General features: G+C 55.2%; 13 protein-coding genes. 3 read left to right on the top strand and 10 right to left on the bottom strand.

Translation table 11 applies throughout. The features are described from left to right. Nucleotides 1–29 precede the first annotated feature (29 nt). Genes ACM14_RS08515 through ACM14_RS08490 form a run of 6 tightly spaced genes read right to left on the bottom strand, consistent with a single transcriptional unit; the run spans nucleotide 30 to nucleotide 4,487 of the window. Nucleotides 30–887 (bottom strand): DMT family transporter, encoded by an 858-nt coding sequence (locus ACM14_RS08515; RefSeq protein WP_065345908.1) that lies wholly within the window; start codon nucleotides 885–887, stop codon nucleotides 30–32. Nucleotides 888–906: 19 nt separating this feature from the next. After that, complete coding sequence (locus tag ACM14_RS08510) at nucleotides 907–1,929, bottom strand: alcohol dehydrogenase (protein ID WP_065345907.1); 1,023 nt, start codon at nucleotides 1,927–1,929, stop codon at nucleotides 907–909. Nucleotides 1,930–1,963: 34 nt separating this feature from the next. Then, nucleotides 1,964–3,115 carry an FAD-dependent oxidoreductase gene (locus ACM14_RS08505; RefSeq protein WP_065345906.1) on the bottom strand — a complete coding sequence of 384 codons (1,152 nt, stop codon included), beginning with the start codon at nucleotides 3,113–3,115 and terminating at the stop codon, nucleotides 1,964–1,966. A 4-nt stretch (nucleotides 3,116–3,119) separates the two neighbouring features. Then, a complete protein-coding gene (locus ACM14_RS08500; protein WP_065345905.1) occupies nucleotides 3,120–3,785 on the bottom strand; it encodes a cupin domain-containing protein in 666 nt (221 codons plus the stop codon). Between the two features lie 48 nt (nucleotides 3,786–3,833). Then, nucleotides 3,834–4,178, bottom strand: a complete 345-nt coding sequence (locus ACM14_RS08495; protein WP_065345904.1) for a carboxymuconolactone decarboxylase family protein — start codon at nucleotides 4,176–4,178, stop codon at nucleotides 3,834–3,836. Nucleotides 4,179–4,205: 27 nt separating this feature from the next. After that, nucleotides 4,206–4,487, bottom strand: a complete 282-nt coding sequence (locus tag ACM14_RS08490; protein WP_065345903.1) for a hypothetical protein — start codon at nucleotides 4,485–4,487, stop codon at nucleotides 4,206–4,208. Between the two features lie 199 nt (nucleotides 4,488–4,686). Here ACM14_RS08490 and gcvA point away from each other — a divergent pair, with 199 nt between their 5' ends. Next, on the top strand, nucleotides 4,687–5,613 hold the full coding sequence (gcvA, locus tag ACM14_RS08485) for a transcriptional regulator GcvA (RefSeq protein WP_065345902.1): 927 nt from the start codon (nucleotides 4,687–4,689) through the stop codon (nucleotides 5,611–5,613). A 7-nt stretch (nucleotides 5,614–5,620) separates the two neighbouring features. On the opposite strand, the gene ACM14_RS08480 is transcribed toward gcvA, so the two are convergent. Continuing rightward, nucleotides 5,621–6,202 (bottom strand): TetR/AcrR family transcriptional regulator, encoded by a 582-nt coding sequence (locus ACM14_RS08480; protein ID WP_065345901.1) that lies wholly within the window; start codon nucleotides 6,200–6,202, stop codon nucleotides 5,621–5,623. 74 nt (nucleotides 6,203–6,276) lie between these two features. Beyond that, nucleotides 6,277–7,056 (bottom strand): SDR family NAD(P)-dependent oxidoreductase, encoded by a 780-nt coding sequence (locus ACM14_RS08475; protein ID WP_065345900.1) that lies wholly within the window; start codon nucleotides 7,054–7,056, stop codon nucleotides 6,277–6,279. Between the two features lie 462 nt (nucleotides 7,057–7,518). Between ACM14_RS08475 and ACM14_RS08470 the strand changes: the two genes are divergently transcribed. Continuing rightward, a complete protein-coding gene (locus ACM14_RS08470) occupies nucleotides 7,519–8,358 on the top strand; it encodes a Hachiman antiphage defense system protein HamA (RefSeq protein WP_065345899.1) in 840 nt (279 codons plus the stop codon). Continuing rightward, complete coding sequence (locus tag ACM14_RS08465) at nucleotides 8,348–11,491, top strand: DEAD/DEAH box helicase (protein ID WP_084027333.1); 3,144 nt, start codon at nucleotides 8,348–8,350, stop codon at nucleotides 11,489–11,491. Before ACM14_RS08470 ends, ACM14_RS08465 begins: the two co-directional genes overlap by 11 nt. On the opposite strand, the gene ACM14_RS31480 is transcribed toward ACM14_RS08465, so the two are convergent. Next, complete coding sequence (locus ACM14_RS31480; RefSeq protein ID WP_139093402.1) at nucleotides 11,458–11,862, bottom strand: hypothetical protein; 405 nt, start codon at nucleotides 11,860–11,862, stop codon at nucleotides 11,458–11,460. The genes ACM14_RS08465 and ACM14_RS31480 overlap by 34 nt on opposite strands. Nucleotides 11,863–12,657: 795 nt before the next feature. Further along, the gene (locus ACM14_RS08460; protein ID WP_084027332.1) at nucleotides 12,658–14,013 is read right to left on the bottom strand and encodes a hypothetical protein; all 1,356 of its coding nucleotides are present in this window, start codon (nucleotides 14,011–14,013) and stop codon (nucleotides 12,658–12,660) included. Between the last annotated feature and the right edge of the window lie 6 nt (nucleotides 14,014–14,019).

The raw sequence follows: 14,019 nt of genomic DNA, 5'->3' as shown, positions 1-14,019 counted from the left end.
CGGGAGGGGAGAGGGTGACAAGCGTTCGCTTACTGCGCTGGTCGGGTGGTACGCATAGAGATAAGGGCGACGCCAACTAAGGTGACGCCAGCAGACATAAGGCTCCAGGCAGATACGTGCTCGCCAAGAACCAGTGCCCCGAGCACTACGCTGAGCACCGGTACAGAAAGCTGAACAGCCCCTGCGCCGGTGGCGGTCATCTGGCTACGGACCCAATACCAGAGGACATAAGAAAGAGCCGATGTGATGGCTCCAGATAGAGCGGCGTACGCCAATCCGCTGAGGTCACCCTTTATGAAGCTCCAGGTCGGGAGAAGCCAAAGAACGGCCATCGGAACTGCGTAGATGAAGCTGTCTGCCGTCCACTGGACCGCATTGCCCGTGGCTTTGCCGCGCAGCGAATAGAGGCCCCATGCGATGCCGGCAACGGCCATCAACGCAGCGGAACCGAGCGTGGCGGACGAGCGCCACGGTTGAAGGAATGCAATCAGGCCCCCTAGTGCGAGCACGATGCCAAGCGAGCTGGTCCGCTCGCCCTTGCGGTATCCGGACAAAGCCATGGGAACCTGCGCCGCGGCGAAAAGAACGAGTGCACCTGCCCCAGTGCCTATGCCTCGGTAGGCGTATGACATAGCGATGGCGTAGCCGAAGAGAATTGCTGCCGAAGTCCATGCTTCACGCGCACCAGCTGCATGCATCAGGCGCATCTTCTTCATTATCAGAAGTACGACTGCACCTGCACCAAGACGTGCCGCAGTGAACGACGCTGGGTCGATGTGGGTCGTCTGAAAGGCAAGCCGAGTCAACAAAGAATTGGCTGCGAAGGCCATCATGGTGACCACCGTCAGCACGGTGAGCATTGGCAGGTCTTGCTTCAGCTGCTTCATGGCGTTGCCGGTCGCGCGCTCAGTTGCTCATGCTCAGGACCATGCGGAACTTGACGTCCCCAGACTTCATTTTTTTGTAGGCCTCGACGGCGTTCTCAAGCGGCATGGTTTCAACCATTGGGTGCACATCCGCCATGACGCTGAAGTCCAAGGTGCGTTCCGACTCAAAGGGCGTTCCGGTGATGGCTCCCTCAATAGAGCGCTCACCGACAACCATGAAACCCGGAGAGACGGTCAGCGGGTCTTTGCCCGCGCCCACTACCAAGAACTTGCCCTGTGGAGCCAGCGCTCCAACGAGCTTGGATGCCTCGGCACTGTGGGTGAGGGTAGTGAGAATCAACTGCGCGCCACCCATTTCCTGCAGTCGTTGCACAGGGTCTTCTTTGTGGGTGTCGATGTAGGCGTGCGCACCCAGACGTTTCACGTCGTCGGCGATGTCATCGCCACGGCCTACCGCGACAACGCGAAAACCCATTCGCCGTGCATATTGCAGGGCCAAGTGGCCGAGTCCGCCTATGCCTTGAATGGCGACCAGGTCTCCGGCCAGGGCGCCGGATTTGCGCATGGCGTTGAACGTGGCGATGCCGGCGCACAGAAGAGGCGCTGCCTCGACAGAATCTAGCTCTTCAGGGATGGAGACCAACCCTGTGCTGCGCGCAAGCATCATTTCCGCATAGCCACCATCGCAGCTGCTGCCAACAAAATGCTGGTTACTACACAGCTGGAAGATGCCGCGACGGCACATGCTGCATTCGTTGCAATGCCCGCCCAGACGGCCAACGCCCACGCGACGGCCTACAGACCAGTTGTCCGAGACATTGGGCCCCACCGCGACGATGCGACCAACGACTTCATGGCCTGGGATGCGAGGGCTGGGCAGGTCCGTCTTGGCGCCTTCAATGTCTGCTACGTCTGCGCCGCAGATACCGCAAGCTTCGACCTTCAGCAGAACCTCGCCGCTACCTGGATTCGGAATGGTGCGCTCTACCAATTCAAGCACTCCAGGTCGGGAAATTTGCATGGCCTTGAATGTGTTGCTCATAGGGGTCTCCAGGGAGTGAAGCTGTTGGGATGACTCAGAGAGGCGAAGCCGACTCGATTGACGAAGAGGCTTGGCTTGAAGGGGTGCGTGCAGCTAGCAGCGCGTGCACAGCGACTTGCGCGGCTTGGACGGCGCCGGCAACGTAGCCCGGGTAGGTCTGGGACCACTCGCTTGCGACTCCCGAAATGCGGGTTCGCCACGGACCTTCGTCCACCCGTGGGCTAGGCGGCATGGGATGTTGACCATCGGACTGTTCATCTGCGGATGTAGCCGTCAACGAAGACTGCGACCAGTCCACGAGCCACTCGGCTACGGGGTGGGCTGCCTTGGCTCCAAACAACCTCACAAATTGCGCGCGGCACAGACGCTGCAGGGCCTGCGATGAAACACGTTTGCGTGTGTGGGCAGGAACACCCAGAAAGCCAAACAAGGCGCCTGTTCCTTCGGGCAAGGATGCATCGTGGATTTCACCCATGGGCCCCGAGAAGCTGCGGGCCTCTCCGGAAAGGCCTTCGTCTCGCCAGAACGGTGTGGAATAGACAGCGAGGTATTTGGCGTGCGGAGCCATCCAAGTGGCAGTGTTGTGCCACTGGTCGAGTACGTTGGAAGGAAGCTTCGGCGTGAACTGGATGGTCGTCGCGGCAAGCCGAGGGGGAATCGCCAGCAGCACATGGTCGGCCGACAGGTATTCGATTTCGCCTGAGCCGGTTTGCACTTCAAGCGTGACGCCTGCGTCGGTGGCACTGATGGCTGTGACACGACGGTCCAGGTGAATGCGCTCGGAAGCAATGCTTGTGCTCAGTCTGTCTACCAAGGCAAGCATGCCGCCTTCGATGCGCATGGAAGGTGGGGAGCTTAAGTAGCCGGCATGACGTGTTGGAGCGGTCTCTGGTGAGCGTTCGACCATCATCCCCCCTTGTTCATGTTGGGCGTAGACCTTCAAGCGAAGACTTCGGACCAAGTCGTCGAGCTCAGGCTGCATGTGTGGCCAGAACCAGGCTGCCCCGAGGTCCAGACGCTCGCTGCTGCTTCGGGAAGAACGGTATTCTTCAGACCGGATTCGTCCACCCAGACGTTCGCTGGCTTCCAAGACCTGGTAGTTGGACACTCCAGCTTTTTCCAGCAGGTAGGCCGCGTAGATGCCGCTCAGCCCCGCACCCACGATGGCAATCGATTGGGTATTCATGACATCACTCGATGAAAGGAAGGTCACCCAGATGCCCTGTCTTGAGGTAGACCGTTGTGTCAGGGGCTTGGGCGTGGAGCTGGCAGTTTTCGCCTGGGGCAAGGCGTATCCAGCTACTCGGGCCGTGCAGCTGTGAGCCTTCGCGCAGGGCACCCGAGAGGACCAAAATCTCAGCCCCACCTCGCGTTTGGGTGGGCAGCAATGCGCCTTCGTCGAGTCGCACGAGACTCACTTGTTCCCCGTAACTGCAGTAGAGGTTGCAGACGCTGTGGTCAGCGCGTTGTTGCCAGTTTTTCGAAGAGCAGGTGTTGATGCGCAACGTGTCCTGCGTGACATGCATCTGCCGCAGCTTCACGAAAATCAGCGCTCCCTCGTCGCTATGAGGGCGGTGGGATGAGCCCGGAGGGTTTCTGAGATACCAGCCGGCTGGATAGTCGCCGCTGTCGTCAGAGAACGTGCCAGCCAGAACAAGAATTTCCTCACCCTGGGGATGGGCGTGCCGCGGGAATGAGGAGCCCCTGGCGTAGCGGACCAGCGATGTGGCGCGTGCATCCTCCGCTCCAATGCGGTCCAGCATGACGCGCTCTACACCGGATTGCGGCGAGGCAATCCAGTGCTGCTCATCGCTGGAGATGCGCACGGAGCGGGAGAAGTCGGAGTTGATTTGCATGGCGTCTTCGCGGCCGGCCTTGGTTCGAGGCCGGCTGCCCACTGGTTTTCAGGCGGCAGTCAGTGCGTCGTGCGCATCCAGCACACGTGCCGTGTAGGTCAGGGCTGCGCCGGCATTCAGGGAAATGGCCACGCTCAGCGCTTCGGAGATTTCGCCGCGCGTCGCACCGGCCTCGACAGCCTTCTTGGTATGGGTGGCGATGCAGCCATCGCAGCGGGTTGTCACCGAGACTGCCAGTGCGATGAGCTCGTGGGTCTTGGCATCGAGCAGGCCAGACTTGGCGACGCCTGCATCGATGGCCGACAGGGCGCGCATGACATCGGGATTGAGCTTTGCGAAGTCGCCGACGCGAGCGTGCAGGTCCGTGCGGAAGTTGTTCCAGTCTTTCATCATGATGGGTCCTTCAGGTTCGATGAGGGGTTAAGCAATTTGATAAATGCGGACTTCGGGCGCCGCATCGAGTAGGGGACCAAGCGCGCCCACAACGTCGGTGGTGAAGAGGGACGATTGGAGGTAGGCCTGAGCGTTCTCCACCGAATCGAAGCCATGGAGGACCTGGACGTCTTCATCGCGAACTAGGAGTTGTTTGGATTGCGCTCCCTTGATGTCTTTCAGGAACGCTGCTTTGAAGTGCTGATACACACCAGCAGCCGCGGGGCGGTTCGTAGCGGCGACTTTGAGAGTGATTTGCAGGTATGCCATTGCCGGTGTGCCTTTCGTCAGAACGAGTCCGAATGCTGTTGCTTTCAAATAAAGTAAAACTATCTGTAAAAAGTCTGCCCCTTCTTGAGTGGGCTGTCTTCTTGCAGAGGTCTACAGGAGGAGTACGTATTTTTCTTCCATTGGGAAGTTTGCGCAAATGTGATATTCTTTGCGTCTATTAAAGAAAAACTTTCTATACATGTCTTCGCCTGTCTATCTAAATGCGCTGCGCGCCTTCGAGGCTGCAGCGAGGCACCAAAGCTTCGCTGGAGCAGCCAAGGAGCTCAACGTCACCTCTGCTGCGGTAGGGCAGTTGGTGCGTGGGCTTGAGGATTGGGTAGGGGCTCCGCTGTTTACTCGAGCTCCAGGTGGAAAGGTTCGGCTCGTTCCTACGGAGGCTGCGCAACTTGCTTTGCCGGATATCCGCGCGGGGTTCGACCGACTAAGTCTGGGAATATCAAAGCTTCAGGAGGCGTCAGCACAAGGAACGTTGACCGTCACGGTGAGCCCGGCATTTGCCGCCAAATGGTTGCTGCCTCGCATCGAGAGATTTCATGTGGCATGGCCAGAGACTGATGTGCGTCTTGACACCAACCACAAGGCGGTAGATTTCGTTGCGCAGGGCATCGATATCGGTGTGCGCTACGGCTTAGGAAGCTGGGATGGGTTGACCGCTGAGAAGCTCATGGAAGAAGAGGTCTATCCCGTGTGCTCACCTGCGCTGCTGCGCAAGTCGCGGCTCAAGGCTCCTCAGGACTTGGCTGGACAGATGCTCATACATGACCTATCCATCGACTCAAGCACCGGCTTTGCTACATGGGAAGCCTGGTGCAGACACGCAGGCGTTTCCGGCGTGTCGACTGAGCGAGGCATGCGCATCAACAACTCTGCTGCGGTGCTCCAAGCAGCGGTCGATGGGCAGGGCGTGGCGTTGGCGCGTAGCGTTATGGCGTGCGATGACGTCGTTTCAGGCAGGCTGGTACGACTCTTTCCGGAGCAGCGCTTCCATTCCCCTCTTGCGTATTACGTCGTCTACAGGCCCGAGTGCATCTCCAAGCCGAAGCTGGTCGCATTCCGTGATTGGCTTTTTGCGGAGGCCAAATTTCGATGCCCGGATGATAAGTAAGACGGCATTAGCGCTGCCAGCTTGCTAGTAGTGCGCAGGCGATGCTTTCCGGTGTTGGGCCTTGGTAGGTTCCGCCGACCAGCAGTGCCCCTTCCTGTGCACTTAGCCAGAGTTGGGCCAACTGAGCCGCAGGTACTGTGTCTATCAGCTGGCCCTGCTTTTGACCTGCCACGATGACGTTCTCCAGCCAGGTCACGTTGCGCGTGAAGAAGTCCTTCACCTGCAGCCGAAGTGACTCAGGCAGCGAATTGCGTTCAGCTCCCAGGATGCCGCATGCGCAGAGTCGCCCTTCTTTACCTAGCGACTCTGAGAACAGGGCCGCGTGTCCTTGCAAACGTTCGGTCGCTCCGCCGAAGCTCGCTTCGATGTCCTCTAGCCGAGCACAGAAGCGATGTGTGTAGCGCTGTGTCATCACCGCTACTAGCTCATGCTTGGAAGGAAAGTGGTGGTAGATGCTCGGCTTGCGGATGCCCACCACTTGCGCGATGTCTTCAAAAGAAAAGCCGTTGAAGCCGAACTGCTGCACCAAGTCTTCAGCTGCATTGACGATGCGCTCTGCAGAAGGGGAGAGTTCGGAAAAGTGCTTCATTCTGGTGTGAATCTTGACAAGGGCGGTGGCTGCATTCTGCAGGAGCAGGCCTTCTCCGCCACTCGCCTAGTGCTTCAGGCCTGGTTACGACCGGCCATCACGCCGCCATCAACGTCCCATACCGCACCAGTGACCCAGCCAGCCTTGTCGGACAGCAGGAACGTGACGGCCTCTGCAACGTCCCGTGGCGTGCCGACTCGACCGATGGGGTGGAAGCTGTTGAATCCTTGCAGTGCGGTGTGGACCTGCTCCTTCGGGATGAATCCCTCGTAGATGGGGGTCTGTACCACTGCAGGTGCGACAGCATTTACGCGGATGCCGTGCTGCGCCAGTTCCATTGCCAGATGCTGCGTCAACGAATGCAGGCCGGCCTTGGCCATGGAGTAAGCCGACGACGGCGTGGCCTGAATGGCTTGCTTGCCCCACATTGAGCCGATGTTTACTATCGCGCCCTTGCCGCCAGCCGCCACCAACTTCTTCACCACGTTTTGGGTGATGAAGAAGAACGCTCGATTGAGCTGCTGGTACATGTCGTAGTCGTGGTGAGTGTGCTCCAGGAAGGACTTCGGGAAGAAGACTCCCGCAGCGTTGACCACGTGGGTTACGTCTGCGTGCTTGCCGTCAAGAAACGCAATCACGTCTTTAACGCCACTGTCGGTGGTGAGGTCAGCAGTCAGCGAGTCCACTTCGCCTACCGTTGCCAGTTCTTTGCCAGCGGCCTCTGTCTTGTCTGCTCGATGGCCAATGATGACCACCTTGCCGCCCCGCTCAAGGAACATGCGTGCTGTTTCAAAACCCATCCCACTGGTACCACCGACGACCAAGAGCTTCTTGCCTTCAAAAATTGCGTTCATATTTCTTCCAAACCTACTAGTAGGTAGGTGATGCGTGTCTGAAAAATGCGGCCGGGCCGCAGGGGCCAACTGATTTTGCGAACTGCTCAGTTGGTACGATGAACTTTAAAGAAAGACATGGTTTGTGTGTTAGCCAGTTTTTCTTCTTGAGATGGAAAGTTTTTGTTTCTTGTCTGCGGATGCAAATACATCCCTGGTTGCAAGGCCTGTTGAACTGAACTCCCACGCAAGTAACAGCTCGTGCTGAATGCAGTGTCCAGTGCATTTTGAGCTATTTTCTTTTTTATAAATTGTTTGGCAAGTTTGTGCTTACTTTCAGTTGCAGATAAGTGTGACTAAGCAGACACAAGTATGGAGCCAAGTTCATAGCAATCGAGTTGTCGTTTTCTAAAGAGACTACATTGTGAGCAAATGAATCGGTCGAGCATAATGTTCTGAACATCTACTTCAGAGGACCGATGTATGACGGTGAAAGTAGGGCCTCTGCCCCATGTCAGGTGGCTAAAAAAGCAAACTTCGATACAAACTGGTGAAGGTCGCGAAGTCCATTTGTATCATCTCACACATGATGTTCTTGATGCAGGAACAATGTCAGCTTGGGCAAAGCATTTCCGCCAGCATTACTGCCTAGACCGAGAAATTTCTCGAAGGCGTAGAGGAACTACAGCGAAGACGAATGGAGAGTACCTCATAGACTTTAAGTTCCCAGACCAGCACTCTGGATTTGGACCAGGAATACGAGCCGGCGATTTCGCAGAAATTTTAATCTCTGACCTTCTTGAGTCAATCTTGAAATACTTTGTTCCTCGGACTCGTTACTCAGATAAGAAAGTGCGTGATGAATCATCTAAAGGTAGCGATGTAATTGGCCTGCTAATTCACAGCAATAACCCGCAGGACCATTCTCCTGGCGACGAACTGCTTTCTGTTGAATCCAAGGCGAAGCTTAGTAAGGGTAATGTAAACAGATTGCAGGATGCGGTTACCGATTCCGCAAAAGACCACTTTCGCATAGCTCAGTCACTTAATGCGATGAAGAACCGACTTCTCGACATTGGTGAAGAGGAGCAAGCTGATTATGTCGAAAGATTTCAAGACCCTCCAGCCAGACCATTCGTACAGAAGTATGCGGCCGCGGCGGTCCTGTGTTCCACAGCTTCCGCATTTAATGCCAAAACCATTGCTGCGACCGTATGCGCAGGCCACCCTTACGTAAACCAGCTTGACCTACTATGCATACGCGGAGATGATTTAATGACCTTCGTTCACGCGCTATATCAAAGGGCGGCTGATGAATCCTAGTAAAGCAGCCCAGCGCTATGCTGCAATCACGCTTTCCAAGGGAAAGATGTATGAGTTTGATATACCAGAGGAAGACCATCTACAGATTCCCGAGGGCGTCAACTTAGAGCACCAGTTCCCTCTCGCACTGGGAATAATTGGCGACCGTGCAATAGAAGTTCTAGCAACAGAATTCGATGAGTTGACCAGCCGCTCGACGGAGCCAGCCAGCGTACTCTTCGCCTCTCAAGTATTGTCTGGAATTGCAAATTCCAAAGCCACGCCTGAGCTATCGGAGATGTTACGTCTCCTCGCGGCAGCTGGTTTTTATTTGGCGGGCTCACCTGGCACGTCGATGGCTGTCTACAAAGATATTAACGTAGACATGCTCGGAAATGACTCCAGCGCTCGACTACTCCTACATGTACTTAAGGAGCCTTGGACTTCCCCCTCCAAATCCGATGAAGTCTCCACTGCCCATCTACCTCGACTGCTTCAGCATCTCCATGCGCATTACCACGAAGGTGAAACTTCAACACTTGCGCGCGAAAGTCTCTTGGGACTTTGGCTGCACATCTTAGAAGATGCCTCACCGCAAGATTTCCTGCTTCTCTCGCTGTTGGCAGCCATCGTAATTCGGCGGTACCAATGTTCCGCTTGGACTATGTTGCCCGCATCTACAGACTTAGCAGCAGAAGTTTGGGCATCGTTCCTATCGCGCAAGGATTCACTCAAGGAGTTCTGGCCCTCGCAGAGAGCACTCGCTGAAGCTGGCGTTCTAAGAGGTGAGTCTGCTGTCGTGCAAATGCCTACTAGCGCGGGTAAAACCAAGGCGACCGAGCTTATCATCCGCTCTGCGTTCCAAGCATCTAGAACTAGAACGGTCATAGTGGTAGCCCCTTTCCGGGCGCTGTGTCACGAAATTGCGAATAGTTTGCATGAAGCGTTTGTAGAAGACGGTTATGCAGTTAACCAGCTCTCAGATGCTCTGCAGCGAGATTATTTAAGGACGCGACCCGAAACAGATGCTGATTCAGAGGAGCAAAAGGTTTTGGTGGTCACTCCGGAAAAGCTTCTATATGCCATCCGGCAGGATGGAGGATTTCTCGAGGGGGTGGGACTTCTTATTTACGATGAGGCGCATCAATTCGACACTGGCAAGCGCGGAGTTACATATGAGCTGCTGTTAACGGCCATAAAACGCAGTACACCAATAACAACTCAGAGTGTTTTGGTGTCTGCAGTCGTAGGCAATGCGGACGAAATTGCGGAGTGGCTATTTGGGGACGACGCTCGCACAGTCCATGACGATGCACGGCAAAGCCGTCGAATGATTGCCTATACCAGCTTCCCTTCTAAGGCAGCGGGAGGGTTGGGGCAATTACAGTTCATTTCGGCAATTCCAGGGCAGCGGGGCTTCTTTGTACCCAGAGTGATATCTCCTATTCGGCTGGAATCTCTTGCGAAAGAAAAAAAGACTCGTGTCTTTCCGGACGAATCCGATGCAGCATCGGTCGCTCTTTACTTAGGTCTCAAGCTCGCGAAAAAAGGACCTGTGGCGGTCTACTCACGACTGCCCGCCTCTGCAAGTAAGGTCGCGAACGAGGTAATAGATAACCTTGTGAAAAGGGGCGCTGAGTACGCCTACCCAATCGATTACAGCGATGCCGTCGAGGTCAAGCGACTGCATAATCTTTACACTCTGAACTTCAGCGAAGGAGCCAATCTCTCGAAGGCTGCAAAACTAGGTGTTTTCGTTCATCATGGAGAGACGCCTCATGGCATACGCTTGGCTATTGAGCACGCAATGAAGGAGTCTCACATTCGCTTCATTTCATGTACATCCACATTGGCGCAGGGGGTGAATTTGCCCATTCGCTATCTGATTGTTAACAGCTCTCTAGTCGGCCCTGATGAAATAAAATCTCGCGATTTCAATAACCTCATAGGCCGCTCTGGCAGAGCCGGGATGCACGAGGAAGGTACCATCATTTTTGCTAATGCGAGCATCTACGATGAAAAAGAAAGAGCTTGGGATGCAAGTGTTGAACTCATTGAGCCGACAGAAACTGCCAAGACAGGAAGTTCACTGCTTGACTTGCTAGTTCCACCAAACGTTAACCGGAATTTGAAGGCGAAGCTGAAATGGGACTTCGACGATATTGTATATAGGCTTATTGATTCTCCGGATGACTACCATAAGGAACTCCGTGGCATCAATAGCAAAATACTGAAGCCACATGCTGCCCGTCTACTTAGACTTCTGCAGCGCAAGCGTGAGGCTATAGAGGCGGTTGAGAGTTTCCTGATGAACTATCGCCCAGCCGATGATGAGGATGTCGAGATAGTCGAAATGGCGAAAACGCTGGCTCATTCCACCTATGCTTATTCGCTGGCAACCGAGGAGCAAAGAGGTGAACTAGAGTCCGTTTTTGAGTATATAGCAAAGCGATTAGAGGCCAAAGTGCCCGATGCAGAAACGCAAAATCGGTATGGTAAAAATCTGCTGGGTGTTGATTTGTCTGCAAGGATTGATGAATGGGTGATGCAGAACGATTTTGAGTTGGAGCTTTGTGACTCTTCAGAATCTTTGTTCGATACGGTTTGGAAGATACTACGCCCCATCACTGAGAACTCGGACCTCCGCAAGCTCGAGCCCGCCAATGCTGCGAAAGATATTGCAACTATGTGGATTAATGGAGACTCGTACTATCAGATGATGAGTGCGCTTGATAATAAATCTGCAGTTATCCAGCATAAGACGCGACGAGAAAGAATTACCTATGACACTCTTGTGAGCATGTGTGAGAAGGCTTTCAGCTTTGAATTTTGTCTACACCTTGCAGCAATTAAGGAGTCATATAGGGCATGCCGTGGAGAAGGCGGGCTAACGGTAAAACAGGACGGAGATTTTGACTTTTTGCTTAAAAGACTGAAATACGGAGTGCCTTCATTAAAGGCGATTGGGTATTTTGAAGCGGGTTTCGCTGACCGAGTTATCGCTCAATCGCTAACAACTATAGAGACTAGATTTAGAATACATTCGGCTTTTGATGCAAAGAGAGTTATTAGAAGGCATAGAGATGACGCTTTAGTTATTCTTAAAAATATGCCGGCATACTATCGGTCTGTGCTCACCAGAATATTGGCATAGCTCAAGCATAAATTCGCTCGGACATTCGGTTGACCACCATTTTTTGGGAATTTGTGCTGAGTGCCGTAGGGCGCCTGAGGTGATGGACTTACAGCATCCGTTGATTTCAGCTCGAGGTGAGGAGCCTCGCGGGTAAGAGACTTCCCGAGCGTTCGCCCGTACACATACGTGAACTGACAGCTGCTTTCGGTGCCGAAGTCATGTGTGGTGTGCGTCACGGTCTGCAAATATTCCTGGCTATCGCAAGACAAGGTCGCATCGGGCTTGAACGCGTTGCCCGGTCGCACCAAGATGGCAGAAGGCTTAATGTGCAAGGGTTCAACCGCGCGCAAACCAAAGGTGTCGGGCAGAGATTTGTAGAAGGCGCTCATCATGTTTTCGGCGCTAATGGAGATGACATCGGCATCGCTGAGCGCCTTTGCCGACCACTGAGACGTGGTCCCCGACGTCACCTGCACAGTTACTCATGTTCTGCATCAAACCGCTCACCGGCTTCTTTCATGGCCGGTGCGTGGTCTCACCCTGGTCTAGTGCACGGACCATGAAACTTGCGGGCCACACTGCACGCACGTGCACTTGCACCTCAGGGTGCTCGCCATACCAAGTCTCTGCTAGACCCTGTTCGCTCTCTTCGCCTTGGGTTTTGCGCATCGCGAATGGCAATGATGGATTTCAGCCGTGAGGGGAGACTTCTGGCTAGCAAGCATCACGATGTCCGCCGGGCGGCAGCGAGAGCGTCAGAGCTAGCCAAATGCCAAGAGCGCTAAGCATGCTTGTGGCTCTAGATATTGCAGTCAATGACAGAAGTCGACCGAGTACAACCCACGTGGCGCAGAATGCCCCGAGGGCTACGGCCCACTGCGTTGCTACCGGGCCTCTTGACACAGGCTCCATCAAAATAGAAGGTGCGGCGCCCACTGCAGACACCGCCCAAATCGCCAGCATGCACCATCCAAAGACCGCGACCAAGATGGGCTTGAGGCAGTGAGAAGACTGGGCCCGGAGAAACCCCATTTTTTCCTGATTCTCGCTCCTCCTGCAGCAGGCCTGCCCATAGCACAAGGGCAACAAGAGGAATGACGAGTGCGGCCAGTCAGCAGGGCGCTATCTTCGGCATCGCTCTGCGTTGCTTGGGAGCGGCCCAGACGGCTGTGGTTGGAGCGCATTCATTCCGGCATGAAAATTTGCGTCACGGAACCGAGGGGGTGCCACGGTGGCATGAGGGACGCCAACTGGCCATCAGCCAAGAGCCGGTGATGCGCAGCACCCGGCAGCATTGCAGGCGACAGCGGATGCAGTGCATTGGGATTGTGGAAAACCTCCATCCCTTCCACCCATGCCTCGCTGTAGTCGGCAGCGGACACATCATGAACGAACGTTAGAGGCATATCCGCGTTAGGGTCCGGGTTCACGGCCTTTCCTGCTCTAAGCATTCGAACTTCCTTAGAGCCGAAGCCAGCGAGCACTCCCATACGATTGAACTTCGACACGGTGGCGCTCGCATTTGCAATCACCGCGCTGATGTTCTCGGCCCCTGGCAGTGAGAAGAAGTCCGATGCGACGACCTTCGTCCCCCACACATGCTCCTTAAGCTTCTTCGGCGTGATGACAAGCGTTCCATCGGTCGCCCTATCCCCATTCCACTCCATGCCGTAGAGATACATTGGTAGCGCAGTCCGCCCTAAGCTCATCAAGTTAGGGGCGTGGAAGTCTTGAATGGCAATGGCCAGAGGGCGTCCCTCCACATGTGCCTTCTCCCAGTACTTCTTCGCCAGCTTGGTCGTCAACGGGCCAGCGTATCGAGTCGGCATGTACTTGCGCTCGTACTCGAGCATCTGTTCTTCGGTATCGTGAGGCGGTGGAGGTATCAATGCACCCGCCCGTGTTCGAGATGGGTTTATCGTTGTAGCCTCAATGCAGAGTTCGCCCAGCGCATTTCTTGCGCAATAGTCGGGCATGGGCTCAGTTTTGTCGAAGATGTAGCCGGCCTCGACCAGTGCCGCGAAGAGGTAAAGCTCCCACAGCCGAGTGTTGAATCCTGTGGTTTGGAACTGCTCAACAAAGTTACCGTCTGCATCCTCGTACCAGCGCATCATCGGCTTCATCAGCTCCACGGCCGGCGAGTACCCGCCGAGCGTGGTGATTTTCACGAAGTCAGGATTGAGTTTCACCGCTGCCACAACGGGGGTAAAGAAGTCGACCGGCTCGCCCTTCTCATCACCCTGAACCCGCTGGGTCTCGAGGTCTGAGAACACGCGCTCGACGCGCTCAGGCGCTGCGGCAAGCGCTTCTTCGACAGTGTCGAGGAACGGCGTCATCTCTACCCAACGGTAGCGTTCCTTCAAGTCGCGCGCGAGAAGCATCGCCGAGTAGTCGTCGTCCGTGATGTCCCGAATCACGACCACCAGAATTGCCTCGTTATGAGCTTGTAGCCATCGAACCTCCTCTGCGGCGAGGAGTGCTTCCGGCTGCCGGCAGTAGGCGGCGAGCGATTCAAAGCGGACTTTTGATATGTCTTGCATTGCCAA

Source organism: Delftia sp. JD2, from assembly GCF_001682645.1.
Taxonomy (GTDB): domain Bacteria; phylum Pseudomonadota; class Gammaproteobacteria; order Burkholderiales; family Burkholderiaceae_C; genus Comamonas; species Comamonas acidovorans.
Note: the sequence above shows the minus strand (reverse complement) of the source record. Positions and strands in the feature narration are given on the sequence as shown.